The organism is Bradyrhizobium sp. in8p8 (assembly GCF_000426845.1).
GTDB classification, from domain to species: domain Bacteria; phylum Pseudomonadota; class Alphaproteobacteria; order Rhizobiales; family Xanthobacteraceae; genus Bradyrhizobium; species Bradyrhizobium japonicum_C.
In genome coordinates, this window is record NZ_AUGD01000011.1 from 158,581 (window position 1) to 185,027 (window position 26,447).

The window sequence follows — 26,447 nt, forward strand, 5'->3', positions numbered from 1 at the left end:
CACGCTGGGCGTTGACCCGAACAGCGTCGCAACGTCGACGCTTGCCGAACAGGAGTTCGGCGTTAACCAACGCCAACGGTTCCGGTCTGCGCGCGATCGCTTCGAAGTTTCTTAAATTTTGCTGGGTACCTCTTCCAGGCACGGTGACCTGGAGAAAATGATGGGCAAGCGCGCCAAACGTGGAAAGGCAGAGCCGCTCGCCCTGCCAATGGTCGCGAGAGTCGCAATTGGCGCTGTGGCCGTCGCCGCGCTGGGCTACGGTTTGCTGTCTCGCCCGGCGGGGGTGCAGCGCAAACCGTCCGCGCCGCAAGCCATGGCTTCGTCAACTCCGGTTTATGTGGCAGCACCAGTTCGTGCATCAGCGCCAGCTCCGGCTCCAGTCGCGCCCCCGGCGCCGCCGGCGGAACCACCGAAAGCTGCCGACGGTCCCGAAGCTCTTGTCCGGCAGGTGGTGGATTATGCCAGCCGCCAGCCGCCGGGCACCGTGATCATCGATACCAAGAACACATTCCTGTACTTCGTCCTGAACGACACGCAGGCGTTGCGCTACGGCATCGGTGTTGGCCGCGAAGGTTTCACATGGTCGGGTGAGCAGACCGTGGCCCGCAAGGCAGAATGGCCGGATTGGCGCCCGCCCGACGAGATGGTCTCGCGTCAACCTTACCTGCCGCGGTTCATGGCAGGTGGTCCCGGCAACCCGCTCGGCGCTCGTGCGATGTACCTGGGCGAAACCGAATATCGAATTCACGGCACCAACAAGCCCGATACGATCGGCAAGCGCGTGTCGTCCGGCTGTATTCGGCTGACCAATGAAGACGTCGTGGATCTCTATGACCGGGTGAAGGTCGGCGCGAAGGTAATCGTGCTTCCGGCAACCGCTTCCCGCCGGCCATCCCAGGGAGCGCCGTCCGATGCCGCCTCGCGGTCGCCGGACCCGGCATCGCCGTCGAACCGCCCTTCGGCAACCAACGCGCAGATGCTGTCATCCGAACCGAAGATTGCCGAGGTCCGGTAACACCGAAATGCCGCGATCCAAGCCGGAACGCGCCCCTGGGCGTGACTAGTCCCCGTCCTCCTCCTCGTCTTCCTCGTCCTCCTCCTCCTCGTCGTCTTCCTCGACCTGAACGAGCACGGCGAGCGGCAGAGTCTCGCGGAACAAATCGCCCTCCATGCCCATCCACAGGCACAGCACTTCGTCCTGCTTGACCTCCGCGACGGTCAGCGGCTGGCCGCCGGACTTCAGCATCACGACATCGCCGGCTTTCAGATCCATGGATTTTCCTTTCGGTTGATCGACGCAATGACGACGCTAGCAGGCCGTCATGACAGGTCGATCACGCCTGCTGCGCCCGCCGGGAAATTCTGCAGGGCGCGCGTTGCGGCATGGGCTCAGGCGCGCTCGATCGCACTCGCGTGGTTCGGCAGGCGCTGGTTTGGTGATGTGCCCACGCAGAGCATGTCCCGCGCAAGCCTGCGACGGTGACACTATGCCCCTGTTTTGCCCGACGAGTCAAAGCCGCTTCGTATAATCCGTAGGCCCCTGATCTTGCGGCGGCCGGCTACTGTGCATGGGGTTGTTTTCAGTTTTTTGTTTGGGGTCCGGCTGCGCCTGGTCCGGCAGCAGTTCGCCGAGCGAGCGGATGATCCGATCTGGCTTGACGGTCGAGCCTTCGGGCAGGCCGTCGCCATGGACGTCCATCCAGATCGAATAGATGCCGAGGCGCTGCGGCGTCACGACTTCCCATTCCAGATTGTCGCCGATCATCCAGGTGTCCTCGGCGCTGACGCCGAGCGCGTCCATGGCGTGCAGATAGGCGCGCTCCTCGGGCTTGCCGAAGCCGTGCTCGCCTTCGATCTGGATATGGTCGAAGCGGTGCGCCAGCTCGAAGCGCTCGACCTTGGCGCGCTGCATGTCCGCGGCGCCGTTGGTGACCAGCGCCAGCCTGATGCCGAGCGCCTTGAACCGGTCGATCGCATCATGCGCGCCGGGGAAGACGAACATCTCCTCCTCGCGATAGGCCGTGAAGCGGTCGGCGAGACGGACGGCGAGGTCGTCGGGCAGGGCGCGATGGCCGGCCGCCGCAAGCGCGGCAAAGCCGCCCTTGACGGTGAGGTGGCGCGCCTCGGCGAGCCTCAGCCGCCATGCGGCTTCCGCGCTCGCCCAGAAGTTTCGCGCGAATGCCAGCACCGCCGTGGCGACCATCGGCGGCGGCAGCGGCGCCAGTTCGTCGGCGAATTCGGCCGTGATCGTATTCCAGGCGATCTCGGGACGGCCATAGGCCGACAGGATGGTGTCGTCCATGTCGATCAGCATGGCGCGCGGCAGCGGCTTTGATGCGGGCTTCATCGTCGTCACGGCCACTTTACCTCCGGCGGCATCGACGACAGGATCGAATCCACATTGCCGCCGGTCTTGAGCCCAAAGATGGTGCCGCGGTCGTACAGCAGGTTGAACTCGACATAGCGCCCGCGCCGTATCAATTGCTCCTCGCGATCCACCGCGGTCCAGGCGCTCGCGAAATTGCGCCGCACGATCTCAGGATAGATCTTCAGGAAGGCGCGGCCGACGTCCTGGGTGAAGACGAGGTCGGCGTCCCAGTCACCGCTGTCGTGCCAGTCGTAAAAGATGCCGCCGATGCCGCGCGGCTCCTTGCGGTGCGGCAGATAGAAATACTCGTCGCACCATTTCTTGTACTTGTCGTAGTCGGCAACGCCGTTCGGCTGCGCACAGGCCTGCTTCATTGCGGCGTGGAACGAGATGGTGTCGGGATCGTCCTGTGTCCGCCTGCGGTCCAGCACCGGTGTGAGGTCGGCGCCGCCGCCGAACCATGCCTTGGTGGTGACGACGAAACGCGTGTTCATGTGCACGGCGGGCACGTTCGGATTGCGCATGTGCGCGATCAGCGAGATGCCCGAGGCCCAGAACTTTGGATCCTCCGCAGCGCCGGGGATCTGAGCGCGAAATTCAGGTGCGAATTCGCCGTGCACGGTCGAGCAGTGCACGCCGACCTTCTCGAACAGCCGGCCATGCATCATCGACATCACCCCGCCGCCACCCGGCGTGCCGCTGTGGTCGGTGCGCTGCCAGGGCGTGCGCTTGAAGCGGCCCGCCTCGCCGGGATAGAGCGCTTCGGGTGCGTCGTCCTCGAGCCGCTCGAAGCTTGCGCAGATGTCGTCGCGCAAGCGTTCGAACCAGGCGCGGGCGCGGGCCTTGCGATCGTCCATCAAGTTCGGGTTCATTGGGATTTGCGACTCCGTCAACCTTCCGGACCGTAATGGGTGCAGCTCTCGTTGCAACAGTCACGGGTTCTATCTGATGCCCAGCGATTTGTGTGTCTGCACGCTGAGCCGCCATTGCGGATGATGCAGGCAGTACTCGATCGCCCGCGCGGTGTTCTCGGCCACCTCGGGCCCGTCCATCGGCTGCAGCGAGAAGCGCTCGAAGGCGAGATGCTCGAACGTCTCGGGCGCGGCGAGCGGCTGGGGATAGACCAGCTTCAGCTCGTGGCCTTCGCGCAGGACCAATTCGCTGCCGCCCTTGGGGCTGACGCAGATCCAGTCGAGCCCTTCCGGGGCCGCGATCGTGCCGTTGGTCTCGACGCCGATCTCGAAGCCTCTGGCGTGGAGCGCGTCGATCAGCGCGGCGTCGACTTGCAGCAGCGGCTCGCCGCCGGTGAGCACCACGTAGCGGTTGGCAGCCGTGGCGCGCCATTGCCCGGCGATGGTGTCGGCGAGTTCCGCCGCCGAGGCGTAGCGGCCGCCGAGGGTGCCATCGGTCCCCACGAAATCCGTGTCGCAGAACCTGCAGACGGCGTCCGCGCGGTCGGCCTCGCGCCCGCTCCAGAGATTGCAGCCGGCGAAGCGGCAGAACACCGACGCGCGCCCGGCATGGGCGCCTTCGCCTTGCAGGGTCAGGAAGATTTCCTTGACCGCGTAACTCAAGCCTCTCTCCTCGATCTCCTGGTCAGGCCTCGGGGCCTTCATGGTTCCGGATCTGGCGCAGCGCCTCGCCGGCGGCCATCGCCGCGGTCATGGCCACGTTGAGCGACCGCAGCCCCGCCTTGATCGGGATCACCAGCCGCGCATCCGCGGCCTCGATCACCGCGTCGGTGACGCCGGCGCTCTCGCGCCCGAATAGCAGGATGTCCGACGTCTGGTAATGAAAATCGCGGTAGTCGGTGGCCGCCTTGGTGGTGAACAGCAGCAGCCGGTAGCTTCGTGCCGCACGCCATTCCTCGAATTTCGTCCAGGAGTCGTGGCGGGTGAGGCTGACATGGTCGAGGTAATCCATTCCCGCCCGGCGGAACAGGCGGTCGGATACGGGGAAGCCCGCAGGTTCGATGATATGGGCGGCCAGGCCCAAGCAGGCGCAAAGCCTGAGAATCGTGCCGGTGTTCTGAGCGATGTCGGGTTGGAAAAGCGCGATCTGCATGGGCGGTGCGAGGGCTTTGACGGGGCAACGGCGAGCCCGGAATGTCTCAATAAAACATCGCTCGCTCGGGAATTCGTGCATGGCACGCCTCCACGCCGTTAGCGGGCTTGCGCTCGCCGGGCAAGGGTGCCAATAGAACGATTCTGGACTGCTATTTCACCCATTTTGAGGTGGACGGCCAAGTTCTGCCGCCGCGGGGGGCCGCGGGTGCCGGCAGCCATTCCGGGGACCTCTTGGGCGCCCCTCGGAGCGGTTCCACCGGTAGCGCAAGAAGAAAGGGTTGGAATCGTGACGACAGCGTCTTCGGCGGACCATCCGACACGCCGTGATTTCTTATTCGTTGCAACAGGGGCAGCTGCAGCAGTAGGGGGCGCGGCTGCGCTCTGGCCCTTCATCTCCCAGATGAATCCTGACGCCTCGACCATTGCCGCAGGTGCGCCGATCGAGGTCGATCTCAGCCCGATCGCCGAGGGCCAGGACATCAAGGTGTTCTGGCGCGGCAAGCCGATCTACATCAGCCACCGCACCAAGAAGCAGATCGACGAGGCGCGCGCCGTCAACGTGGCGAGCCTGCCCGATCCGCAGGCCGATGATGCCCGCGTCAAATCCGGTCACGAGCAGTGGCTGGTCGTCATCGGCATCTGCACCCATCTGGGCTGCATCCCGATCGCTCATGAAGGCAGCTACGACGGCTTCTTCTGCCCCTGCCATGGTTCGGTGTACGATACGTCCGGCCGCATCCGCCAGGGCCCTGCACCCACGAACCTGGTCGTGCCGCCGTACCAGTTCGTTTCCGACACCAAAATCCAGATCGGCTGAGCCTCGGACCTTCTCCGAAGCTTTGCGCCGACTCGTCGCATTATTTCCTCAGGATCGCATCATGAGCGGACCATCCGACTACCAGCCGAGCAATCCGGCCCTGCAATGGATCGAGCGGCGCCTGCCGATCTTTGGTCTCATCCATTCCTCCTTCGTCGCCTACCCCACCCCGCGCAACCTGAACTATTGGTGGACCTTCGGCGCCATCCTTTCCTTCATGCTGGCGATCCAGATCCTGACCGGCGTGGTCCTGGCGATGCACTACACGCCGAACGCCGATCTCGCCTTCAAGTCGGTCGAGCTGATCGTCCGCGACGTGAACTACGGCTGGCTGCTGCGCAACATGCACGCGGTCGGCGCCTCGATGTTCTTCGTCGCCGTCTACGTCCATATGTTCCGCGGCCTTTACTACGGGTCGTACAAGGAGCCGCGCGAGGTGCTGTGGATCCTCGGCGTCATCATCTACCTGCTGATGATGGCGACCGGCTTCATGGGCTACGTGCTGCCGTGGGGCCAGATGAGCTTCTGGGGCGCCACCGTCATCACCAACCTGTTCTCCGCCGTGCCCTATGTCGGCGAGAGCATCGTGACGCTGCTGTGGGGCGGCTATGCGGTCGGCAATCCCACGCTGAACCGCTTCTTCTCGCTGCACTATCTGTTGCCGTTCGTGATCGCGGGCGTCGTCGTGCTCCACGTCTGGGCGCTGCACGTCGCAGGCCAGAACAATCCTGATGGCGTCGAGCCGAAGACGGAAAAGGACACCGTTCCGTTCACGCCGCATGCCACCATCAAGGACATGTTCGGCGTCGCTTGCTTCATGCTGCTGTATGCCTGGTTCATCTTCTACATGCCGAACTATCTCGGCGACGCCGACAATTACATTCCGGCGAACCCGGGCGTGACGCCGCCGCACATCGTGCCGGAATGGTACTACCTGCCGTTCTACGCGATCCTGCGCTCGATCCCGGACAAGCTCGCGGGCGTCATCGCGATGTTCGGCGCGATCATCATCCTGTGCTTCCTGCCCTGGCTCGACAGCGCCAAGACCAAGTCGTCGAAGTACCGTCCGCTGGCCAAGCAGTTCTTCTGGATCTTCGTCGCGGTCTGCATCCTGCTTGGTTATCTCGGCGCACAGCCGCCGGAGGGCATCTACGTCATTGCCGGCCGGATCCTGACGTTCTGCTACTTCGCATACTTCCTCATCGTCCTGCCGCTGCTCGCGCGCATCGAAAAGCCGCGGCCGGTGCCGAACTCGATCTCGGATGCAGTTCTGGCCAAGACCGGGAGCAGGTCGACGCCGATGGTGTCGACGGCGATCGTGCTGGCGCTCGCCGGTTCGTTGTTCGCGGGCTCGGTCGACAGCGCGAAAGCGTCCGAAGGCGGCGACAAGCCTCCGGGCAACAAATGGTCGTTCGCGGGCCCGTTCGGTACGTTCGATCGCGGCGCGCTGCAGCGCGGCTTGAAGGTCTACAAGGAGGTTTGCGCCAGCTGCCACGGCCTCTCCTATGTCGCATTCCGCAACCTCGCCGAGCCCGGCGGACCCGGCTATTCGGTCGCGCAAGCCGCGGCGTTCGCGTCCGAGTACAAGGTCAAGGACGGTCCGAACGATGCGGGTGACATGTTCGAGCGGGCCGGCCGGGCGGCGGACTATTTCCCCTCGCCATTTCCGAACGAGCAGGCTGCGCGTGCGGCGAACGGTGGTGCAGCGCCGCCCGACCTGTCCCTGATTACCAAGGCGCGCTCTTACAAGCGCGGCTTCCCTTGGTTCATCTTCGACGCCTTCACCCAGTACCAGGAACAGGGGCCTGACTATGTCGCCGCGCTGCTCCAGGGGTATGAGGACAAGGTGCCGGAGGGCGTTACCATCCCGGAGGGCTCCTATTACAACAAGTACTTCCCGGGCCACGCCATCAAGATGCCGAAGCCGATCAGCGACGGCCAGGTGACCTATGACGACGGCTCGCCGACGACGGTCGCGCAGTACGCCAAGGACGTCACCACGTTCCTGATGTGGACCGCTGAGCCGCACATGGAAGCGCGCAAGCGCCTGGGCTTCCAGGTGTTCGCGTTCCTGATCATCTTCGTCGGCCTGATGTACTTCACCAAGAAGAAGGTCTGGGCCAGCTCCCACTGAGCGGCGCGAGACGGGACATGAAGAAGCCCCCGCAAGGGGGCTTTTTTGTTGGTGTGTCATTCCGGGGCGCGCGATAGCGCGAACCCGAATTCATGGGCCGACAGAGTTGGCCGATGAATGGCTTCCAGGCTCGATGCTGACGCATCGCGTCGGAATGACGAGAGTGTGGATTGCGCCGCACGCTTGCACCCGCCAAAATAGGGCCAACCGCTCAAATCTCATCGGAGGACACCATGGGAACCGCCATTACCTTCAAGCGCCCGGACGGCCAGGACGCCTCGGGCTATCTCGCCAATGCCGCGCGCGGTAATGCGCCGGGCGTGGTCGTGATCCAGGAATGGTGGGGCCTTTCGGACCAGATCAAGGGCCTGTGTGATCGCTTCGCGCTCGCCGGCTTCGACGCGCTGGCGCCCGATCTCTACAAGGGCAAGGTGGTGCCGTATCACGACACGGACAGCGCCAACAAGGAGATGAACTCGCTCGATTTCATGGACGCTACCACGCAAACAGTGCGCGGTGCCGCGCAATATCTGTCGCGCAATGGCGCCAAGGTCGGGCTGACAGGCTTCTGTCTGGGCGGTGCCGTGACCATCATCGGCGCGACCAAGATCCCGGAGCTCGCAGCCGGCGTCGTGTTCTACGGCATCCCGCCGGAGCAGGCGGCCAGGCCCGCCGACGTCAAGATCCCGCTCCAGGCCCACTTCGCCAACAAGGACGATTGGTGCACGCCGGAGCTGGTCAACGGGTTCGAGAAGGCCATGAAGGCCGCCGGCAAGTCGCTCGAACTGTTCCGCTATGACGCCGAGCACGCCTTCGTCAACGAGCAGCGCCAGGCCGTGCACGACCGCGAAGCCGCCGAGCTCGCTTGGGGCAGGGCGATCAAGTTTTTCGCCAATCATCTCGACGGCAACAGAGCGGCTTGACGCAGCTGGTAGCCAGGATGGAGCGCAGCGGAATCCGGGACTGTCCCGTCGCTGCGCATCACTGATTGCGCCTCGCTCCAGTCGGGCTACCGCCTTGCTTACCCTTGACGCCGCCCCCGCGCCATGGTGAGTATCCGCCTCATGAGCACCGCCGTCCGCCCAGCCCGTCGTTGGTGGCGCACCTCCTGACGAGGTGGCCGGTGCGATTTTCCTTTCCCAAATCGACTGAGGCCGCCAGCACAGCGCGGCGGCCTGATCGTTTGTCCTGTGTGGCGTTCCCTCGGCAAGTTTCGTAAGAGGACGACATGAACAGGACCGTCTTTGCCCTCCCGCCCAGAAGCGACTACGTGACGCGCGCGGGCCTCGCGATCACGCGCGTGGCCGAGCAGTTCACCGGGGGCGCCAACCGGCTCGACGATCTCGTGAGCCTGCTCGACCGCCGCCGCGGCGTGGTGTTGTCCTCGGGAACGACCGTACCCGGCCGGTACGAAAGCTTCGACCTCGGTTTCTCCGACCCGCCGCTCAAGCTGGAAACCGTCGGCTTCGACTTCAAGCTGGAAGCGCTGAACGAGCGCGGGCAGGTGCTGATCGCCTTCCTCGCCGATGTGCTGCGCGAGCCCTGCGTGGTGATCTCCGAGAAGACGGCCACGCGCCTTGCCGGCCACATCATCCGCGGCGACGCCCCGGTCGAGGAGGACCAGCGCACGCGGCGCGCCAGCGTGATGTCTCTCGTGCGCGACATCATCGCGGCCTTCTCCGCCAACGACGACGCGCTGCTCGGCCTGTTCGGCGCCTTCGCCTACGACCTCGTCTTCCAGATCGAGGATCTCGTGCAGAAACGCCCGCGCGAGGCCGACCAGCGCGACATCGTGCTCTACGTCCCCGACCGCCTGCTGGCCTATGACCGCGCCACCGGCCGCGGCGTTGTACTCGCTTACGATTTCGCCTGGAAGGACAGGTCCACCCAAGGGCTGCCGCGCGAGACCGCGGACAGCCCGTACCTGAAGACGCCGCGTCAGGGCTTTGCCGATCACGGCCCCGGCGAATACCAGGCCACGGTCGAGACTGCGCGCGCGGCCTTCGCCCGCGGCGATCTGTTCGAAGCGGTGCCTGGACAGCTGTTTGCCGAGCCCTGCGACCGCTCACCGGCAGAAGTCTTCCAGCGGCTCTGCGTCATCAACCCGTCGCCCTATGGCGCGCTGATGAATCTCGGCGAGGGCGAATTTCTCGTCTCGGCCTCGCCGGAGATGTTCGTGCGCTCGGACGGTCGCCGGGTCGAGACCTGCCCGATCTCGGGCACGATTGCGCGCGGCAGCGATGCGATCGGCGACGCCGAGCAGATCCGCCAGCTCCTGAACTCGGAGAAGGACGAGTTCGAGCTCAACATGTGCACCGACGTTGATCGCAACGACAAGGCACGCGTCTGCGTGCCCGGCACCATCAAGGTGCTGGCACGGCGGCAGATCGAGACCTACTCGAAGCTCTTCCACACCGTCGATCACGTCGAGGGCATGCTGCGCCCCGGCTTCGACGCGCTCGATGCCTTCCTCACCCATGCCTGGGCGGTGACCGTGACAGGCGCGCCGAAGCTCTGGGCGATGCAATTCGTCGAGGATCACGAGCGCTCGCCGCGGCGGTGGTATGCGGGGGCGATCGGCGCCGTCAATTTCGACGGCAGCATCAACACCGGCCTCACCATCCGCACCATCCGCATGAAGGATGGCCTCGCCGAAGTGCGTGTCGGCGCCACCTGCCTGTTCGATTCAGATCCGGCCGCGGAAGACCGCGAGTGCCAGGTCAAGGCCGCCGCGCTGTTCCAGGCGCTGCGCGGCGATCCCCCGAAGCCGCTGTCGACCTTCGCACCCGACGCGACCGGTTCAGGCAAGCAGGTGCTGCTGATCGATCACGACGACAGCTTCGTGCACATGCTCGCCGACTATTTCCGCCAGGTCGGCGCCAGTGTCACCGTGGTCCGATATGTGCATGCGCTCGACATGCTCAAGCGGAAGAACTGGGATTTGCTGGTGCTGTCGCCCGGTCCCGGCAGGCCGGAGGACTTTGCGATCAAGAAGACTATCGATGCGGCGCTGGAGAAGAAGCTGCCGGTCTTCGGCGTTTGCCTCGGCGTGCAGGCGATCGGCGAATATTTCGGCGGCGAGCTCGGCCAGCTCACCCATCCGGCCCATGGCCGGCCCTCGCGGGTGCAGGTGCGCGGCGGCCGCCTGATGCGCAACCTGCCGAACGAGATCGTCATCGGCCGCTATCACTCCCTCTTTGTCGAGCGCGGCAGCATGCCGGAGGTGCTTGATGTCACGGCCAGCACCGAGGACGGCGTCGCTATGGCGCTCGAGCACAAGACCCTGCCGGTCGCCGGCGTGCAATTCCATCCGGAGTCGCTGATGTCGCTCGGGAATGAGGTAGGACTTCGTATTGTCGAGAATGCGTTCCGGCTGGACGCGCGTTGATTGAGAGGTACCAATGACCTTTGACCACGACCTGAAGGCGAGCATCCGCACCATCCCGGACTATCCGAAGCCGGGCATCATGTTCCGCGACATCACCACGTTGCTTGCGGACGCGCGGGCGTTCCGTCGTGCGGTCGACGAGCTCGTCAATCCCTGGGCCGGCAACAAGATCGACAAGGTTGCCGGCATAGAGGCCCGCGGCTTTATCCTGGGCGGTGCGGTGGCGCACCAGCTCTCGGGCGGTTTCGTGCCGATCCGCAAGAAGGGCAAGCTGCCGCACACCACGGTGCGCATTGCCTATTCGCTGGAATACGGCATCGACGAGATGGAGATGCATGTCGATGCGATCCAGCCCGGCGAGCGCGTGATCCTGGTCGACGACCTCATCGCCACCGGCGGCACGGCAGAAGGCGCCGTGAAACTGCTGCGCCAGATCGGGGCCAACGTGGTCGCCGCCTGCTTCATCATCGACCTGCCCGATCTCGGCGGCGCGGCCAAGCTGCGCGCCATGGACGTGCCGGTGCGCACGCTGATGACGTTCGAGGGGCACTGAGCCGCCAAGCGGTCAGATCATCTCGGCCTTCAGCTCGGCCCGCCAGTGCAGCATGCGCTCCTTCAGGAGCGCATTCCTGACATAGGCGCTCTCCTCATCCTCCAGCCGCTCGCATTCGCCGAACGTCAGGCCCGCCTCGCCGTGCGTGTTCCAGGCGGCCTGAAGGCTGCGGCAGGTGTGGCTGCCCTGGCGCAGCGAGAACCAGATGCGGTTCTGGATCGTTTCGAGGTTCGGCGCTTGGCCGAGCCAGGTCTCGCTTGAGGCCGGGCAGCGGACGACGAAGATGCCCGCAACGGTCTTCCGCTCCTTGTAGGCGGCGATGGCTGCTTTCCGGTCGATGCTCACGGAGAAGACCTCGTTGAAGGACGCAATGAGCGTTCTCCATAAGCGCGGTCTGGCGCGCAGTCAATAATATCCGGGTAAAATTTCTGCCTAGGATCGCTGCAGGATCAGGCTGAGCTCTAGCTCGCGGAAGGCCAGATAGTTGCGCCGAATCCATTGGTGCAGCTCGGTCGAGGAGTCCTTCTCCTGGCGCAGGTAGCCGGTGAAGGAGAAGTTCAACCGGTCGATATAGGTCTTGAGGAAGCCGGGCAGCGCGGGCAGGCGGAACAGCCGTCCGCTGGCCATCGCGGGCGGCAGCTCGCCGCGCACGACATATTCGTTGTCCACCGTGATCAGGTTCATTCGCGGGATCTGCTCGCGCAGCATCCCATGAGCACGGGCGGAGGCGCGGTCGGTGTCGGCGACGAACAGGATCTGTGGCGCGACGTGGCGGCGCGCCGCCTCCTTGAGAAGGCCGATCTCCTCCGTCATCTTGAAGAACTCGTCGAAGGCGTGGAAGCCGAGGTCGATCACCTTGGCAACGCCGTCATCGAGGATGACGCGGTCCATCAGCTGCATCTTGCCAAAGGTGTCGATCACGTCGGCGGTCTCGGTCACCTTCGGCAGGTAATCGAGCAGCGACGGCTCCTTCAGATTGACGTCGAAGGCCGCGACGTTGCCGTTCTTGAGCAGCAGGAATTCAATGAGAAGCCGCGCCAGCAAGGTCTTGCCGACCTGCGGGCGGGGCGAGCAGATGATGAAGACGGGCGTCGCGGGCATCGAGAGCTATATCAGGCCAACTCACTGCCCAATCCAGCCGTATCAGCCCGGGCTTCGCAACTATTTTTCGCTGTTGCGGCTCACCGGCTTGGAGCCGACGATGTCGGTCAGACGGATGCGGTCGAACTCGCTCCAGACATTGGCCAGCCAGTGTCGGACATAGCCGCGCAGCACGAAGGAATAGTTCGCGGCCTCGTCGTTGATGCCCTTGTTGGCGACGAATTTCAGGAACGGGACCGAGGACACCTCGACCTGCTCGTAGGCCATCTCGTTGAGCTTGGGGATGGTCAGCTCGGTCGCGTCCTTGATGCGATGGAAATACGAGTTGTAGGTCGCCTGGTCCCACTGGAAGAACTGGGTGTCGTTGATGAAGTTCTTCACCAGGAAATATTTCGCGCCGGTCATGAAGCCCGCGGTCTCCGCGATCTCCTCCAGCGAGGCGATCGAGGGGCCGAGGATGTGGAACACGGCAAACGTGATCTGGCCGGCCTTGGCGGCATCGAGGAAGCCGATGTCGCGCAGCGATGCCAGGGCCGGAGAGAGCAGGCCGGCGCGGACATCGATGACGGTCACCGACGGGCTCACCGCATTGAGCGTGTCGAAAATCTTCATCTGGTCGGCCGTGGTCGTCATGTCGACGATCTCGGTGATGTCGGGGTGGAAGCGCTTCAGAGTTCCGCGCGGCGACTCGGTGTCGAAGGCGCGCGTCGGAACGTTGTTAGCTGAGAAATAATCGAGCAGGGTGCGCGACACGGTGGTCTTGCCGACCCCGCCCTTGTCCGCGCCCACCACAACCACTGCCGGCTTTGCCATTGCTGTCCCCTAACGCGCGCCCCCGATCGCGAGGTCGCAATCGGCCGGGCCCAGATCGATGTCCCGAGTCTGCTGTTGGGCGCGAACATGGCAGAAACAAGGGAGAATTCAATTCCGCAGGCCCAAGTGACGGCAATTCCCGAGGTTTTTCCCGACAGCTGCGCAAGCTCCCGAGTGTAGCGGCAAATCGCGCCCTCAATGGCGGCCCCAAGGCCCCATCGGGTTGCCCGCGGAGGCTCCCGAGGGGCTTGGTGCGGAGACGGGCGGCAACGGACCAGCCGGGCTGCCGGCGTCGCTCCATGGTCCATGCGGTAGCGCCGGCGGGGCGTCCTCCCCGGGCTGTTCCGTCTCGGGCTGGTTCATCTCTTCGGTGGGGTCCGGCAGCGGACCGGGATCATGGCCACCGGCAAACTTGACCAGTGCGTCGACCCGGGATTGCACGGACGGGTGGGTCGCGAACAAATCGGCGAAGCCCTCGCGCGGATTGTCCACGCAGAGCTCCATCACGGCTGACGTCGCGCCGGGCAGTTCGCCGCGATTCTCGATCTTGCGCAGCGCCGAGATCATGGCGTCAGGGTCCTTCGTCAGCTCGACCGAGCCGGCGTCGGCGAGATATTCGCGCGACCGTGAGAGCGCGAGCTTGACCACCTGGGACAGCAGCCAGGCCACGACGATCAGCACGATCGCGACGATGATCACGATCACCGCGCCGCCGCCGGAGCTCTTGCTGTCGCTCGACGACGAGGACGAGCGCGACGACGAGCCCGAGGACCATGAGCCGCCGGATCCGGAGCTCCAGCTGAAATTCGTGAACAGGCGGAAGAACAATTCACCGAAGAAGCCGACCACGCCCGCGATGATGACGGCGACCACCATGAGCTGTACGTCGCCGTTCTTGATGTGAGTCAGCTCGTGGCCCAGCACCGCCTCGATCTCCTTGTCGTCCAGCGCATCGAGGAGACCGGTGGTGACGGTGATGGAATATTGCCGCGGGTTGAGCCCGGTCGCGAACGCGTTCAGCGCCGGGCTCTCCATGATCTTCAGCTTCGGCATGGTGATGCCGCGCGAGATGCAGAGATTTTCGAGCAGATTGTAGAGCCGCGGCTGTTCCTGTCGGGTGACGCCGTGACCGCCGGTCACGGCATCGATCATCGACTGGTGAAAGAAGTAGGCGATCGCGATCCAGGCGATCGCCGCAATGGTCGCGAAAGGCGCGGCCTTGAGCAGGTCGGAAAAGGCGCGGCTCAGATAATACGCGACCGTCCCGTTGCCGTTAATGACGACCTCGGCCACCAGGGCGCCGGCATAGACCAGCACGTAGACAAGCGCGAACAAGCCGGCGAGCAGCAGCATCGAACGAAACTTGTTCGAGGCGATGTGCGTGTAGAGACCATACGCGGCCATGACGCGATGCCCTGCCGGCCTGTCGGCTCAATTCAGAACTTTACCTGCGGCACCGTCTCGACCTCGGTACGGCTGGCGCCGAGATCGAAGAAGTCCTTTTTTGTGAAGCCGAACATCCCGGCGAACAGGGCCGCAGGCAGCTGCTGAATGCCGGTGTTGTATTCCTGAACCGCGTTGTTGAAGAAACGGCGGCTGGCCGCGATCTTGTTCTCGAGGTCGGAGAGCTCGGATGCGAGCTGCTGGAAATTGGCGTTGGCCTTGAGGTCGGGATAAGCCTCCGAAAGCGCGATCAGCCGGCCCAGCGCGCCGGAGAGCTGGTTCTCGGCCGCGGAGACCTGCGCGGGTCCCTGCGCCGACATCGCCGAATTGCGGGCCTTGATGACGTCGTCGAGCGTGCCGCGCTCGTGCGAGGCATAGCCTTTCACGGTCTCGACCAGGTTCGGGATCAGGTCGTGGCGTTGCTTGAGCTGCACGTCGATGTCGGCAAAGGCTTGGCCGACGCGCTGGCTCAGCGCCACCAGGCGATTGTAGGCGCTGAAGGCGAACAGCGCGAGAACGACGAGGACGCCGAGAACGATCCAGCCGGTCGACATGGAGGACTCCTGAAGAGGGAAGAAGACGGGCGCTAGGGTAGACCAAATTGGCGCAGGATGAGAGCCCGGCTCAGGGGGACAGAGGTAAGACTTGGTCGGATATGGGATCGTTCTCGTTCAAGGCAAAAGCCCCGAACGTGGTTAACTTTCGGCAATGACGGCATCGCCCCAGCGCCAGCGCCGGGCACTTGCATAGGCGGCCTTGTCGCGGCGGGGCACCTTCGCGAGCTCCACGCCCGTCTCCGTGCAGAGCTTCGCGGCGATCCCGGCCTTGCCCACATCGGGCGGCGCCAGCACGCGCGCGGCGCGACTTGCAGGCGGCGTACGGATCAGGGCGACGTAGATGAAGCGCTCGTCCTCGAAGGGCACATCGGCCCCTTTGATCTGGCGATGCGCCTGGGAGCGCGGCAGGCGCTGCGAGAAATGGCACCAATCGGGCGCGTTGAGCGGGCAGGGCCTTTCGTGCGGGCAGGGCGCGGCGACGTGCGCGCCTGCTGCGATCAGTTGCTGGCGCAGGGCAAGGAGGCGGGCATAGCCGGCGGGCGTGCCGGGCTCGATCACGACCAGCGCGTGGCGCGCCTTGGCCCACATGGCATCTGTGAGCTTGCGCTGATCGGCCTCGCTGAGCTCGCCCATGACGTAGCTGGCGATGACGAGATCGGCCTGTGAGACCTCGGCGAGGTTACCGCTGGCATCACCCGGCACATAGCGGCACTCCGCGAGGCGCGAGCTGTCGCGGGCCAGATCAAGCGCCAGGCGGCTCAGCGTGGCGTTGGCGTCGAGCAGGGTGAAGTCGTGTAGCGATGGAAATGCTTCCGCGGCAGCCCAGCTCGCGGTGCCTGGGCCCGCGCCGACGTCGAGCAGCGTCTCCGGGGCGAGATCGAGCACTATCTCCGCCAGCGCATTGAGGCTCGCAGCCACCGCGGCATAGGTTGCCGGCATGCGCGCGAGTGCATAGGCGAGGGCATCGGCTTCCGACTTGATCGTGCCGGAGCCGCGACCAGCGCGATAGGTGGTCGAGATTTTCTGCGACCGCTGCGCAGCGTCGCTCCGCGAGAAGCCCTCAAGCTTGCGATCGAGGGCAGCCTTCAACTCGGCGGGGAGGGTGGGGGCGATCATCGACAACCTCACGTCATCCCGGAGCGCGCGCAGGGCGAATCCGGAATCTGGAGGTTATAGCGCGAGATTCCGGGCTCGATGCTGCGCATGGCCCCGGAATGACGGCTGAAAATCTCACGCCACGTTCTGGTCGAGGATGTCCACCGCCTCGGCGAGGCTCACCGACACCAGCTGCGACACGCCGCGCTCGGCCATGGTGACGCCGAACAGACGGTTCATCCGCGCCATCGTGATCGGGTTGTGCGTGATGATGATGAAGCGCGTGTCGGTCGAGCCCGTCATTTCGTGCAGCAGGTTGCAGTAGCGCTCGACGTTGTGGTCGTCGAGCGGTGCGTCGACTTCGTCCAGCACGCAGATCGGCGAGGGGTTGGTGAGGAACACCGCGAAGATCAGTGCCATCGCGGTCAGGGCCTGCTCACCGCCCGAGAGCAGCGACAACGTCTGCGGCTTCTTGCCGGGCGGCTTGGCGATGATCTCGAGACCGGCCTCGAGCGGGTCGTCGCTCTCGATCAGGTGCAGCGCGGCCTCGCCGCCGCCGAACAGCTCGACGAACAGGCGCTTGAAGTGGTTGTTGACGACCTCGAACGAGGTCAGGAGCCGCTCGCGCGCTTCCTTGTTGAGGCTCTGGATGCCCTGGCGCAGCCGCTTGATGGCTTCGACGAGGTCGTCCCGCTCGGTGACGAGACCGTTGTGCTGGGTCTCGACCTCGCGCAGCTCTTCCTCGGCGCGCAGGTTCACCGCGCCGAGGCGCTCGCGGTCGCGGCGCATCTTTTCGAGGTCTTCCTCGATATCGTGCAGCGGCGGCAGCTCCGCGCCGGGCTCGATCTCGGCGAGGCCGGCGACGGCCTGCGGCTCGACTTCCAGCATGTCGCGGATCTCGCGCTCAATATCCTCGAGCCGGCGGCGAGCGCCTTCCATGCGCTCCTCGGCGCGGGCGGTGGCCTCACGGGCGCTGGAGAGCGCCTCGAGCGTCAGCTTCGCGACGCGATCGGTCTCCGCCATCGCGCTTTCCGCGGTGGCGAGCGCGTCGGCGGCCATGCGACGGTCGTTCTCGGCGTACTCGATCTCGGTGATCAGCGCGCTGCGCTTTTCGGCAAACACGGCCGGCGCGTTTTCCAGTTCGCTGCGCTCGATCGTGAGTTCGGCGATGCGGGCCTGGATGGTGTCGATGTGGGAGGCCGCGCTCTCCTTGCGGTTCTGCCATTCGGTGCGCTCGGCGAGGATCGCCTGCACGCGGCGGTCGGCGAGCTCGGCTTCGCGCGCCAGCGCCTGCGCCTCGGCGCGGACCTGGGCCGCCATGCGACGATGGCCCTCAATGTCGCTGCGCACGGCGGCGAGACGGGTCTCGGTGTCCTCGCTCGACGGCAGCTCCCCGATGCCCGCCTGGGCGTATTCGTAGGCGGCTTCGGCTTCGGCGCGGTCGGCGGCGAGACGGCTGTGTGCTTCCGACAGCGTCGCCTTGCGCGCGGCGTGGCGGCTGATCTCGCGCTCGGCATTGGCGTGGCGCTCGCGCGCGACGTTGAGCTCGCGCTGCGCGGCGCGCCAGGCTTCGCGGCTGGCGCCTTCGGTGCTGGCGGCCATCTGCAGCTCGGACTCGGCGTTTTCCAGCGCCTGGCGCTTGATCTGCGCGTCGATGCGGGCCTGCTCCAGCTCGTTCTCGATGTCGACGAGGCGGGCGCGCTCGGCCAGGCGGCGGGCCGCGCCGGTGGGGGCGTGGGCGGCGGCAACGAAGCCGTCCCAGCGCCAGACGTCGCCCTCGGGCGAGACCAGCCGCTGGCCCGTCTTGAGCTGCGAGACCAGCTCGGCACCGCGCTCACGCGGCACCACGCCGATCTGGGCGAGGCGGCGCGCCAGTTCGGCCGGCGCCTGCACGTGGTTGGCGAGCGGCACGGCGCCCTCGGGCAGTTCCGGATCGCCTTCCGTGTGGCCGACATTGGTCCAGCGCATCGGCGCCGACGGATCGATCGGTGCATCGAGATCGTCGCCGAGCGCGGCGCCGATGGCCTTTTCAAAGCCCTTGTCGACGGTGATGCCGTCGATAATCGGCGGCCAAAGATTCTTGGTCTCGCCGTTGACGATCTTGGAGATGGTGCGCGCCTCGGTCTCGAGCCGCTGTACGCGCTTGTCGGCTTCGACCAGCGGCGAGCGCGAGGATTCCAGGGTCTGGCGGGCGGCAACGTGCGCTGCTTCGCTCGCTTGCGCCGCGGCTTCGGAAGCTGCCAGCGTCTCTTCCGCGGTCTCGACCAGAGCGGTCAGCTCGTCGAGATCGCCAAAGCCGCCAGTCGCCTCAGCGAGCTTCTGCTCTTCCGCTGCGACGTTCGCGATCTCCTGGTCGAGCCGGGCGAGCTTGTCGCGATGGGTGCGGACGTTGGCTTCGAGCTGGTTGCGCTTCGCCGTGAGGTCAGCGAGCGCGGTGGTGAGTTCGGCGAACTGCTGCTCGGTCTCGGTCAGCACCGCCTCGGCTTCGGCAACGCGCTCGTCGACGCCCGAGCGCTTCTCGACGCGCGACTTGATCTCTTCCTTCAGCTCGGCGTCCTCGGTGTCGAGCCGCTGCAGCGCGACGTCGGCGTCCATGGTCTGCTGCTGGGCCCGCGAGATGTCACCCTCGAACTGGGCGAGGCGGCGCTCGAGCTCGGCGACGCGCTCCTTGGCGCGCTCTTCCTCGCGGTCGAGCTGCTCGCGCGCATTGGTCAGGCGCTGGAGCCCCGCCGCGGCGCGCGCTTCGGCATCGCGCAGCGCCGGCATTTCTGCGGCGCGGATGGCCTGGATGCGGGCGGCTTCGGCCTGGTGCTGGGTGCGCTCGGCCATTTCGCGCACCGCGAGGTCGTGGGTCTGAGCGGATTCGTTGACGTCGGCATGCGCGCCGATCCAGCGCAGATGATACAGCGTGGCCTCGGCCTTGCGGACCTTGGCCGCGACCTCGCGATAGCGCACCGCCTGGCGGGCCTGCTTCTTCAGGCCTTCCATCTGGCCGGAGAGCTGGCCGATCACGTCCTCGACGCGGGTGAGGTTGGTTTCGGCGGCCTTGAGCCGCAACTCGGCCTCGTGGCGGCGGGCATGCAGGCCGGCGACGCCGGCGGCGTCTTCCAGCACGCGGCGGCGCTGCTCGGGCTTGGCCTGGATGATCTCGCCGATCTTGCCCTGGTGGACGAGGGCCGGCGAACGCGCGCCGGTGGCGGCATCGGCAAACAGGATCTGCACGTCCCGGGCACGCACGTCGCGGCCGTTGATGCGATAGACCGAGCCGGCCTCGCGCTCGATGCGGCGGGAGATTTCAAGGATCTGGCTGTCGTTCACCGCCGCCGGCGCAGTGCGATCGGCATTGTCGATCGTCATCGTCACTTCGGCGTGGTTGCGCGCCGGACGGTTGCCGGAGCCGGCGAAGATCACCGCGTCCATGTCGGCCGCGCGCAGCGACTTGTACGAGGTCTCACCCATCGCCCAGCGCAGCGCTTCGACGAGATTGGACTTGCCGCATCCGTTGGGACCGACCACGCCGGTCAGGCCGGGCTCGATGACGAAGTCCGTGGGCTCAACGAAGGACTTGAAGCCGTGAAGGCGCAGGCGGGTGATTTTCATAAGCACGCATCTCTGTTGGCAGGCACGAATCCCCCTGCCTGGACAATACCATGGAAGGCAATGTCGCTGTCTGGGTGAGTCGCGCGAGGCGGCTCATGCGGCTGGACAATGGCCGTGGTGCGCCGCAAGGGCAACCAGCGAAAGCCGCTTTTCCCAAGGGATTTGTGCCGGGAAAGATACGGCTTTCGAGATGCGAATCAGGATTGCCGCGTGCGAATCAGCTCTTGAGCAGCGGATTGATCCTCTTGGCGAATTCCTCGAACGAGGTCTCGCCCTTGATCTTCTCGCCGTTGATGAAGAACGTCGGCGTGGAGTCCACCTTCAACACGTCGCTGGCGTATTTCTGGTCGGCGGCGATCTTGTCGAGCAGCGCCTGGTCCTTCAGGCAGGCCTCGACCTGCTGCTGGGTGAGGCCGGCCTGCTTGCCGATCCGCGTCAGTGTCTCGGTGGTGTTCTTCATCACCCAGTCGTTCTGCTGGCGGAACAGCATGTCGGTGACCGCGAAATATTTCGGCGCGTCGCCATTGGCAATGCAGCGCGACAGCATCGAACCGGCCGCGGCTTTGATGTCGAGCGGGAACTCGCGGAAAATGTAACGCACCTTCCCGGTGTCGATGTATTCCTTCTTGATCTTCGGGAACACCTGCTCGTTGAAGGTCGCGCAATGCGGGCAGGTCATCGAGGCGTATTCGGTGATGGTGACGGCGGCATCGTTCGGGCCGAGCGCCATGTCCGGCAGCGACACCGGCTTGGCGACATCCGCGGCCGATTGCGCCATGGCCTCCGAGATGAGACGCAGTGGCGAGAGCCCGGCGAACGCGGCGAGCCCGGTCAGCGACAGCATCGTGGTGAAGGCGCGGCGGGTGATGATCAAGGTCGGCTCCCGGGATTGGCAAGGTATCGCCCCAAGGGTCTACTGAATTCCCGCTCGGGCGGCCTGTCGCTAGCTTGAAACCTCGTTTGAGGCAATGGCGCGCGGCACGGACGGGTCCAGATTGGTCCTGAATTAAGGCTCAATTTCGCTTGATGGCCGCCCCAAGCCGCGCCAGCGCCGTCTTCAGGTCGTCATCCTCGATGTCGGTCAGGTTCTCCGCCGCCTTCGCCACGGCCTTGGGATCGGGGGGACCGGGACGCTTTCGGGCCTGGGGCCGCGACAGGGGGGCTTGGCGGAAGGCGAGCTTGCCAACCGCGCTCCAGCCGAAGAAGCGATTGACCCGCTGGAGGATGACGTCCGCAGAGTGCTGGATCTCCAGCGCCATCGGGCCCTCGACCCGCAGCACCAGGGTTGCAGGCTCCTGCGGCTGGCCCTCCACCGGTCGCGGCCATTGCATCTTCAGCGGCTCGGCATGGGCCGCGATCTCGGGCCCGGCGATCTGCGCCCACCGGGTCACCAGCTCGCGCGCGGCAAAACCCTGCTTGGCATAGGCTTCGGCGAAGACGTCGTCGAGCAAGGTGCCGAGCGGCTTGGCGCTGATGGGGCCGGGTTTGGCGGGGAATTTGGACATGAGGCCTTATAGCACCCTGCGCGACCTGCCAGGAACTGCTGTCGTCGTGGTCAGGCTTGTCCCGGCTATCCACGTCTCGCCACGAAGAAAGACGTGGATGCCTGCGACGAGTGCGGGCCTGACGTGGAGAGGTCGTCCCTACATCGCTACAGTGCGAGCATGCATCTCAAATCGGCCCGCAAGGCGAAATCGGAACCCGTCCCATCGGAACGTTCGGCTCGTCCGGTCGCGCTCCTGCAATGGTACGATCGCCATCGGCGCCGGCTGCCCTGGCGCGCCGCGCCGGGGGAGACCTCGGACCCATACCGTGTCTGGCTCTCGGAGATCATGCTCCAGCAAACCACGGTGAGGGCGGTCGGACCCTATTTCGAAAAATTCGTCGCGCGCTGGCCGGACGTCACGGCGCTTGGCCGGGCATCACTCGATGACGTGCTGCGGATGTGGGCCGGGCTCGGCTATTACTCGCGTGCCCGCAATCTCCATGCCTGCGCGGTGTCCGTGACGCGCGAGCACGGCGGCAGCTTTCCCGACACCGAGGAAGCTCTGCGCGCGCTGCCGGGGATCGGGCCGTATACGGCGGCTGCGATTGCGGCGATTGCGTTCGACCGCCGCACCATGCCGGTCGACGGCAATATCGAACGGGTGGTGTCGCGGCTCTTTGCAGTCGAGGAAGAACTGCCGCAGGCCAAACCGCTTATCCAGCGATTGGCGGCAACGCTGCTGGCGGACAGTCGCGCCGGCGACAGCGCGCAGGCGTTGATGGATTTGGGTGCCTCGATCTGCACGCCGAAGAAGCCGGCCTGCTCGCTGTGTCCGATCAACGAGGACTGCACGGCGCGTGCGCAAGGCACCCAGGAAACGTTCCCACGCAAGGCGCCGAAGAAGAGCGGAGCGTTGCGTCGCGGCGCCGCTTTCGTCGTCACGCGTGGCAACGAGCTGCTCGTCCGTTCAAGGCCCGAAAAGGGCCTGCTCGGCGGCATGACCGAAGTGCCCGGCTCGGACTGGATCGCCGGCCAGGACGACGCGGCGGCGAAGCTGCAGGCGCCCGAGCTGAAGGGGCTGTCGCGCTGGCAGCGCAAGGTGGGTGTGGTCACCCACGTCTTCACGCATTTCCCGCTGGAACTGGTGGTCTACACCGCGAAGGCGGAGGCGCGCGCCCGTGCGCCGGCGGGCATGCGCTGGGTGCCAATCGCGACCCTGGCCGGTGAGGCGCTGCCGAACGTCATGCGCAAGGTCATCGCGCACGGGCTCGAGCTTTCCCGAGACCCATCGTCCTGACAGAACGCTGGCAGCAGGGCTGCGCTATCAGCGCAGGGTATGGAGGCTGCCAATGGTCAAGACCGCGCTCGACAATTTTCCAAGACCGCCCTGCGCCGAGCTGCTGGGCTGGCGGTTGCTCGACGCCCGCCCGCAGGAGGGCTGGATCAAGCTCGGCTTCGAGGGCAAGCCGCAGTTCTGCAACCCAGCCGGATTCATTCAGGGCGGCATGCTCTCGGCCATGCTTGACGACACCATGGGCCCGGCGGTGCTCGTGCTGAGCGAGGGCCGTCTCTACACCACCACCATCAGCATGACCGTGAACTTTCTCAGCCCGGCAAAGCCCGGTCCGATCGTTGGCGAAGCCAAGGTGACGCAGCTCGGCAAGACCATCGCCTTCGTCGAAGGCAAGCTGATGGCCGAAGACGGCACCGTGCTGGCGACGGCCAGTGCGAGCGAGCGGCTGCTGGAAGCGGCGAGGGTGGTGGGAAAGTAACTGGCTCGCGGCCGCTTTCCCTTCTCCCTAAGGTGGCGCGAAGCGCCGGATGAGGGGTTCTGCCCGCACTCACACATGCAGCCGAACGAGCGGAGACATTCCCCTCGTCCAAGTGAGCTTGCGTCCCCAGTGGAGCTGCCCTCTCCCACAAGGGGCGAGAGCGCATCCATGCGCAACTCGCTTCGCACGAAGTCTTAGGCCACCACCCGCTTCGTATCCTTGCTCACGATCGGCGGCTTTGCATTCAGCGCTTCCACCTGGAAACCCGCGACGCGCTTGTAGTTGGCGGCGATGTCTTCCAGCTCCTGTTGCGACAGCACGTCGGTGACGACTGCAAAGCCGTCGGGCGCGCGCTCCTCGACGAGCTGCATCACCTGCTCGGGGCCGTTCTTGCGGTTGAGCAGCACGAGATCGGTGGTCGCGGGCCGCCGCTCGGCCTCGTAGGCGAGCAGCGCGGCTTGCGTCGGTCCATGCGCGAGAATCTCGCGGGTGATGACGCGGGCATCGAGGATCGCCTGCGAGGCGCCGTTCGAACCGATCGGATACATCGGATGTGCGGCGTCGCCCATCAGCGTGACGCGGCCGAACGTCCATTGCGACACCGGATCGCGGTCGACCAGGGGATATTCATAGGCGCGCGGGCAGTTCCTGATCAGGCCGGGCACGTCGAGCCAGTCGAACGTCCAGCCTTCGAACCAGGGCAAGAACTCTTCCAGCCGCGCTGTGCGGTTGTAGTCCTCGCGCCGCCACTGATAGGTCGGGGGCATATGTCGCTCGGCGACCCAGTTGATCTGATAATTGCCAGCGGCATCCGGCGACTTGCTGATCGGATAGCAGACGAATTTCAGGATCTCGTGTCCCGCCATGATCATGGTGCGGCCGCTGAGGAAGGCTTTCGCCGGCGTCACGCCGCGCCACAGGATGCGGCCGTTCCAGATCGGCGGGCCTTCGCCCGGATAGAGCTTTTCACGCACGGCGGAATGGATGCCGTCGGCGGCGATCAGGATCGCACCGTCGTAAATTCCTGCAGCCTTGCCCGTCGCCTTGTCCACAAATTCGGCGCGCACACCACCCGCCGTCTCGGTCCAGCCGGTCAGATGGTGGCTGGTGAGGATGTTCTCCCGGCCGAGCCGTTCGACCGCCGTGTCGAGCAGGATCTGCTGGAGGATGCCGCGATGGATCGAGAATTGCGGCCATTTGTAGCCGGCCTCCAGCCCGCGCGGCTCGCGCCAGATCGGCTTGCCGTGCTTGGAGAAATAGGCGAGCTCGCTGGTCCGCACACCGTTGGCGTCGAGCTTGTCCATCAGACCGAGCTCGATCAGCTCGCGGACCGCATGCGGCAGCACGTTGATGCCGACGCCGAGCGGCTTCAATTCCGCGACACTCTCGAACACTTTCACGGGAATGCCGATTTGATGCAGGCTAAGCGCAAGCGTCAGCCCGCCGATGCCGCCACCGGCGATGAGTACCGTCATGACCAAACCCCTCCAATTGCGGGCGTCTTGGCACAGCCGGATGGTGGTGGGCAACTGCGAAGAGGATGCTGTGCTATGGACGTCGGGGCCGACAGCGGATAATTTCCAGCTTTCCCATGAGGCCCGACATGCTCAAGCTCTACTACGCCACCGGCACCTGCGCGCTCGCCACCTACATCTCGCTGGAAGAGGCCGGCGCCGACTACACGGCCGAGCGGCTGAGCTTCAAGGACAACCAGCAGAACAGTCCGGACTATCTCGCCATCAACCCGAAAGGTCGCGTCCCGGCCCTGGTGACCGATCGCGGCGTCCTGACCGAGACGCCGGCGATGCTGGCCTACATCGCGCAAATGTTCCCCAAGGCGAAGCTCGCGCCGCTCGACGACCCCTTCGATTTTGCCGAGGTGCAGTCGTTCAACTCCTACCTTTGCTCGACCGTCCACATCAATCACGCCCACAAGATGCGCGGCGCGCGCTGGGCGACGCAGGAGAGCTCGTTCGCCGACATGAAGGAGATGGTCCCGAAGACCATGGCAGCATGCTTCAACCTCATCGAGCAGAAGATGTTCAAAGGGCCCTGGGTGATGGGCGATCAGTTCACGGTCTGCGATCCCTATCTCTACACGCTGTCCAACTGGCTCGAAGGCGACAGCGTCGACATCAATGCGACGCCGAAGGTCGCCGATCATTTCAAGCGCATGTCGGATCGGCCAGCGGTGAGCAAGGTGATGGCGGCGCAGAAGGCGTAGAGAAGCGGTTACATGCTCCGCTGTGTCCAGGGCATGCCCGGGTCACCTGCGCGGACCCCTCGATCGCGTTCGGGAGGACCATCGAGTTTGGCAAGCCCCTCTTTACAAAGCCCTTTGCTTGCCCAGCTCTCGTCCCGTCTCCAGCATCAGTCGCCGCAGCCAGATCGAGCCCGGGTCCATCTGCGCCCGCGTCGGGTAGAACATGAACTGCTCGTCGATCCCTGGGTCGAGCGGCGGCGTCACCGTCGTAAGGCCGAGTTGCTTCGACAGCGCGGCGATCAGCCGGCGTGGCACGAAGGCAACAAGATCGGTGCGAGCGGCGACGTGCAACGCTTCGAGATAGCCTGACACCACCAGCGCGATGTGTCGCTCGACATTCTTGGCTCGCAGCCATGTGTCGATCAGGTCCTCACTATTGCCGCGGATGATGACGCCGACATGGCGCGCGGCCAAGAACGCCTCCCGCTGTTTCAGCTTGCCGGCGACGGGATGGCCGCGCCGCACGGCCAGCGCGTCGCTGTCGGTATAGAGCAATTGGCGGTGAAAGCCCTTGAAGGCGTTGCCGATCGAGATCACGAGATCGATGGTGCGGGCAAACTCGGCATGAAAAATCGCGGGTCCCCGCCACGGCACCACGTCGATGCGGACGTTGGGTGCAGCGCGGGTCACCTTCGCCATCAAGGGCGGCATCAACAGCTCGACGGCGAGATCGGGCATCATCAGGCGGAAGTGCCGCTCGCTGCGCGCGGCGTCGAATTCATCAGGCACGAACAGTCCGCGCACCTGGTCGAGCGTCTGGGCCAGCGGCACGCGCAGCGCCAACCCCCGTGGAGTCAGCTCCATGCGCGCGCCGGTGCGCACCAAGAGCGGATCGCCAAAAATGTCGCGCAGGCGCTGGAGCGCGTGGCTCGCTGCCGGCTGCGACAGTCCGAGCCGTAACGCCGCGCGGCTGACATTGGCCTCGCGCAACAATGCGTCGAGCGCGGTCAGCAGATTCAGGTCAAGCGAATTCAAATTCATGAAGTGAATA

General features: G+C 65.3%; 25 protein-coding genes. 9 read left to right on the forward strand and 16 right to left on the reverse strand.

From position 1 onward, the window contains the following. Positions 1 to 160: 160 nt before the first annotated feature. Positions 161 to 1,015 carry a L,D-transpeptidase gene (locus K408_RS0126405; RefSeq protein ID WP_024341470.1) on the forward strand — a complete coding sequence of 285 codons (855 nt, stop codon included), beginning with the start codon at positions 161 to 163 and terminating at the stop codon, positions 1,013 to 1,015. 45 nt (positions 1,016 to 1,060) lie between these two features. Here the strand turns inward: K408_RS0126405 and K408_RS0126410 are convergent, their stop codons facing one another. The 5 genes from K408_RS0126410 to K408_RS0126430 all read right to left on the reverse strand — a co-directional run bounded on the left by K408_RS0126410 (position 1,061) and on the right by K408_RS0126430 (position 4,432). Next, complete coding sequence (locus K408_RS0126410) at positions 1,061 to 1,273, reverse strand: DUF2158 domain-containing protein (protein WP_024341471.1); 213 nt, start codon at positions 1,271 to 1,273, stop codon at positions 1,061 to 1,063. Positions 1,274 to 1,510: 237 nt separating this feature from the next. Further along, complete coding sequence (locus K408_RS38780) at positions 1,511 to 2,347, reverse strand: HAD family hydrolase (protein ID WP_230646603.1); 837 nt, start codon at positions 2,345 to 2,347, stop codon at positions 1,511 to 1,513. Between the two features lie 5 nt (positions 2,348 to 2,352). Next, entirely contained in the window at positions 2,353 to 3,240 is an 888-nt protein-coding gene (hemF, locus tag K408_RS0126420; RefSeq protein ID WP_024341473.1) for an oxygen-dependent coproporphyrinogen oxidase, read from the reverse strand. 69 nt (positions 3,241 to 3,309) lie between these two features. Then, positions 3,310 to 3,942: a 7-carboxy-7-deazaguanine synthase gene (gene queE, locus K408_RS0126425; protein WP_024341474.1), complete on the reverse strand. Its 633-nt coding sequence runs from the start codon at positions 3,940 to 3,942 to the stop codon at positions 3,310 to 3,312. 22 nt (positions 3,943 to 3,964) lie between these two features. Next, complete coding sequence (locus K408_RS0126430; protein WP_024341475.1) at positions 3,965 to 4,432, reverse strand: tRNA (cytidine(34)-2'-O)-methyltransferase; 468 nt, start codon at positions 4,430 to 4,432, stop codon at positions 3,965 to 3,967. Positions 4,433 to 4,720: 288 nt separating this feature from the next. On the opposite strand from K408_RS0126430, the gene petA reads away from it, so the two are divergent. From petA to K408_RS0126455, 5 genes are all read left to right on the forward strand, one after another. Next, positions 4,721 to 5,251 (forward strand): ubiquinol-cytochrome c reductase iron-sulfur subunit, encoded by a 531-nt coding sequence (gene petA, locus K408_RS0126435; RefSeq protein WP_024341476.1) that lies wholly within the window; start codon positions 4,721 to 4,723, stop codon positions 5,249 to 5,251. 61 nt (positions 5,252 to 5,312) lie between these two features. Beyond that, the gene (gene fbcH / locus K408_RS0126440; protein ID WP_024341477.1) at positions 5,313 to 7,385 is read left to right on the forward strand and encodes a cytochrome b/c1; all 2,073 of its coding nucleotides are present in this window, start codon (positions 5,313 to 5,315) and stop codon (positions 7,383 to 7,385) included. 233 nt (positions 7,386 to 7,618) lie between these two features. Next, a complete protein-coding gene (locus K408_RS0126445; protein ID WP_024341478.1) occupies positions 7,619 to 8,308 on the forward strand; it encodes a dienelactone hydrolase family protein in 690 nt (229 codons plus the stop codon). Between the two features lie 305 nt (positions 8,309 to 8,613). Beyond that, positions 8,614 to 10,773 carry an anthranilate synthase component I gene (locus K408_RS0126450; protein WP_024341479.1) on the forward strand — a complete coding sequence of 720 codons (2,160 nt, stop codon included), beginning with the start codon at positions 8,614 to 8,616 and terminating at the stop codon, positions 10,771 to 10,773. A gap of 13 nt (positions 10,774 to 10,786) precedes the next feature. Next, entirely contained in the window at positions 10,787 to 11,326 is a 540-nt protein-coding gene (locus K408_RS0126455; protein WP_024341480.1) for an adenine phosphoribosyltransferase, read from the forward strand. A 12-nt stretch (positions 11,327 to 11,338) separates the two neighbouring features. Here K408_RS0126455 and K408_RS0126460 read toward each other — a convergent pair whose 3' ends face one another. The 9 genes from K408_RS0126460 to K408_RS0126505 all read right to left on the reverse strand — a co-directional run bounded on the left by K408_RS0126460 (position 11,339) and on the right by K408_RS0126505 (position 21,440). Further along, entirely contained in the window at positions 11,339 to 11,671 is a 333-nt protein-coding gene (locus tag K408_RS0126460; protein WP_024341481.1) for a GIY-YIG nuclease family protein, read from the reverse strand. Positions 11,672 to 11,758: 87 nt separating this feature from the next. Beyond that, entirely contained in the window at positions 11,759 to 12,427 is a 669-nt protein-coding gene (locus K408_RS0126465; RefSeq protein ID WP_024341482.1) for a hypothetical protein, read from the reverse strand. Between the two features lie 60 nt (positions 12,428 to 12,487). After that, positions 12,488 to 13,240 (reverse strand): P-loop NTPase family protein, encoded by a 753-nt coding sequence (locus K408_RS0126470; protein WP_024341483.1) that lies wholly within the window; start codon positions 13,238 to 13,240, stop codon positions 12,488 to 12,490. 195 nt (positions 13,241 to 13,435) lie between these two features. Then, positions 13,436 to 14,644, reverse strand: coding sequence for a M48 family metallopeptidase (locus tag K408_RS0126475; protein ID WP_024341484.1), 1,209 nt, complete (start codon positions 14,642 to 14,644; stop codon positions 13,436 to 13,438). Positions 14,645 to 14,676: 32 nt separating this feature from the next. After that, positions 14,677 to 15,237 (reverse strand): LemA family protein, encoded by a 561-nt coding sequence (locus K408_RS0126480; RefSeq protein ID WP_024341485.1) that lies wholly within the window; start codon positions 15,235 to 15,237, stop codon positions 14,677 to 14,679. A 141-nt stretch (positions 15,238 to 15,378) separates the two neighbouring features. After that, positions 15,379 to 16,356 (reverse strand): small ribosomal subunit Rsm22 family protein, encoded by a 978-nt coding sequence (locus K408_RS0126485; RefSeq protein ID WP_024341486.1) that lies wholly within the window; start codon positions 16,354 to 16,356, stop codon positions 15,379 to 15,381. A 114-nt stretch (positions 16,357 to 16,470) separates the two neighbouring features. Further along, positions 16,471 to 19,935 (reverse strand): chromosome segregation protein SMC, encoded by a 3,465-nt coding sequence (gene smc, locus K408_RS0126495; RefSeq protein WP_024341487.1) that lies wholly within the window; start codon positions 19,933 to 19,935, stop codon positions 16,471 to 16,473. 217 nt (positions 19,936 to 20,152) lie between these two features. Next, the gene (locus tag K408_RS0126500; RefSeq protein ID WP_024341488.1) at positions 20,153 to 20,809 is read right to left on the reverse strand and encodes a DsbA family protein; all 657 of its coding nucleotides are present in this window, start codon (positions 20,807 to 20,809) and stop codon (positions 20,153 to 20,155) included. A gap of 139 nt (positions 20,810 to 20,948) precedes the next feature. Then, positions 20,949 to 21,440, reverse strand: a complete 492-nt coding sequence (locus K408_RS0126505; protein WP_024341489.1) for a DUF721 domain-containing protein — start codon at positions 21,438 to 21,440, stop codon at positions 20,949 to 20,951. Between the two features lie 159 nt (positions 21,441 to 21,599). Here K408_RS0126505 and mutY point away from each other — a divergent pair, with 159 nt between their 5' ends. Further along, positions 21,600 to 22,718, forward strand: a complete 1,119-nt coding sequence (mutY, locus tag K408_RS0126510) for an A/G-specific adenine glycosylase (protein ID WP_024341490.1) — start codon at positions 21,600 to 21,602, stop codon at positions 22,716 to 22,718. Between the two features lie 52 nt (positions 22,719 to 22,770). Further along, positions 22,771 to 23,193, forward strand: a complete 423-nt coding sequence (locus K408_RS0126515) for a PaaI family thioesterase (protein WP_024341491.1) — start codon at positions 22,771 to 22,773, stop codon at positions 23,191 to 23,193. 194 nt (positions 23,194 to 23,387) lie between these two features. Here the strand turns inward: K408_RS0126515 and K408_RS0126520 are convergent, their stop codons facing one another. Further along, the gene (locus K408_RS0126520; RefSeq protein WP_024341492.1) at positions 23,388 to 24,668 is read right to left on the reverse strand and encodes a flavin-dependent oxidoreductase; all 1,281 of its coding nucleotides are present in this window, start codon (positions 24,666 to 24,668) and stop codon (positions 23,388 to 23,390) included. 128 nt (positions 24,669 to 24,796) lie between these two features. Between K408_RS0126520 and K408_RS0126525 the strand changes: the two genes are divergently transcribed. Continuing rightward, positions 24,797 to 25,417: a glutathione S-transferase family protein gene (locus tag K408_RS0126525; RefSeq protein WP_024341493.1), complete on the forward strand. Its 621-nt coding sequence runs from the start codon at positions 24,797 to 24,799 to the stop codon at positions 25,415 to 25,417. 102 nt (positions 25,418 to 25,519) lie between these two features. On the opposite strand, the gene K408_RS0126530 is transcribed toward K408_RS0126525, so the two are convergent. After that, a complete protein-coding gene (locus tag K408_RS0126530; RefSeq protein WP_024341494.1) occupies positions 25,520 to 26,437 on the reverse strand; it encodes a LysR family transcriptional regulator in 918 nt (305 codons plus the stop codon). Positions 26,438 to 26,447 lie beyond the last annotated feature (10 nt).

Coding starts and splice junctions, on each gene's coding strand:
- K408_RS0126405 (WP_024341470.1), top strand. CDS start 161: ATGGGCAAGCGCGCCAAACGTGGAAAGGCAGAGCCGCTCGCCCTGCCA.
- K408_RS0126410 (WP_024341471.1), bottom strand. CDS start 1,273: ATGGATCTGAAAGCCGGCGATGTCGTGATGCTGAAGTCCGGCGGCCAG.
- K408_RS38780 (WP_230646603.1), bottom strand. CDS start 2,347: ATGAAGCCCGCATCAAAGCCGCTGCCGCGCGCCATGCTGATCGACATG.
- hemF (WP_024341473.1), bottom strand. CDS start 3,240: ATGAACCCGAACTTGATGGACGATCGCAAGGCCCGCGCCCGCGCCTGG.
- K408_RS0126430 (WP_024341475.1), bottom strand. CDS start 4,432: ATGCAGATCGCGCTTTTCCAACCCGACATCGCTCAGAACACCGGCACG.
- fbcH (WP_024341477.1), top strand. CDS start 5,313: ATGAGCGGACCATCCGACTACCAGCCGAGCAATCCGGCCCTGCAATGG.
- K408_RS0126445 (WP_024341478.1), top strand. CDS start 7,619: ATGGGAACCGCCATTACCTTCAAGCGCCCGGACGGCCAGGACGCCTCG.
- K408_RS0126450 (WP_024341479.1), top strand. CDS start 8,614: ATGAACAGGACCGTCTTTGCCCTCCCGCCCAGAAGCGACTACGTGACG.
- K408_RS0126455 (WP_024341480.1), top strand. CDS start 10,787: ATGACCTTTGACCACGACCTGAAGGCGAGCATCCGCACCATCCCGGAC.
- K408_RS0126465 (WP_024341482.1), bottom strand. CDS start 12,427: ATGCCCGCGACGCCCGTCTTCATCATCTGCTCGCCCCGCCCGCAGGTC.
- K408_RS0126470 (WP_024341483.1), bottom strand. CDS start 13,240: ATGGCAAAGCCGGCAGTGGTTGTGGTGGGCGCGGACAAGGGCGGGGTC.
- K408_RS0126475 (WP_024341484.1), bottom strand. CDS start 14,644: ATGGCCGCGTATGGTCTCTACACGCACATCGCCTCGAACAAGTTTCGT.
- K408_RS0126480 (WP_024341485.1), bottom strand. CDS start 15,237: ATGTCGACCGGCTGGATCGTTCTCGGCGTCCTCGTCGTTCTCGCGCTG.
- K408_RS0126485 (WP_024341486.1), bottom strand. CDS start 16,356: ATGATCGCCCCCACCCTCCCCGCCGAGTTGAAGGCTGCCCTCGATCGC.
- smc (WP_024341487.1), bottom strand. CDS start 19,935: ATGAAAATCACCCGCCTGCGCCTTCACGGCTTCAAGTCCTTCGTTGAG.
- K408_RS0126505 (WP_024341489.1), bottom strand. CDS start 21,440: ATGTCCAAATTCCCCGCCAAACCCGGCCCCATCAGCGCCAAGCCGCTC.
- mutY (WP_024341490.1), top strand. CDS start 21,600: ATGCATCTCAAATCGGCCCGCAAGGCGAAATCGGAACCCGTCCCATCG.
- K408_RS0126515 (WP_024341491.1), top strand. CDS start 22,771: ATGGTCAAGACCGCGCTCGACAATTTTCCAAGACCGCCCTGCGCCGAG.
- K408_RS0126520 (WP_024341492.1), bottom strand. CDS start 24,668: ATGACGGTACTCATCGCCGGTGGCGGCATCGGCGGGCTGACGCTTGCG.
- K408_RS0126525 (WP_024341493.1), top strand. CDS start 24,797: ATGCTCAAGCTCTACTACGCCACCGGCACCTGCGCGCTCGCCACCTAC.
- K408_RS0126530 (WP_024341494.1), bottom strand. CDS start 26,437: ATGAATTTGAATTCGCTTGACCTGAATCTGCTGACCGCGCTCGACGCA.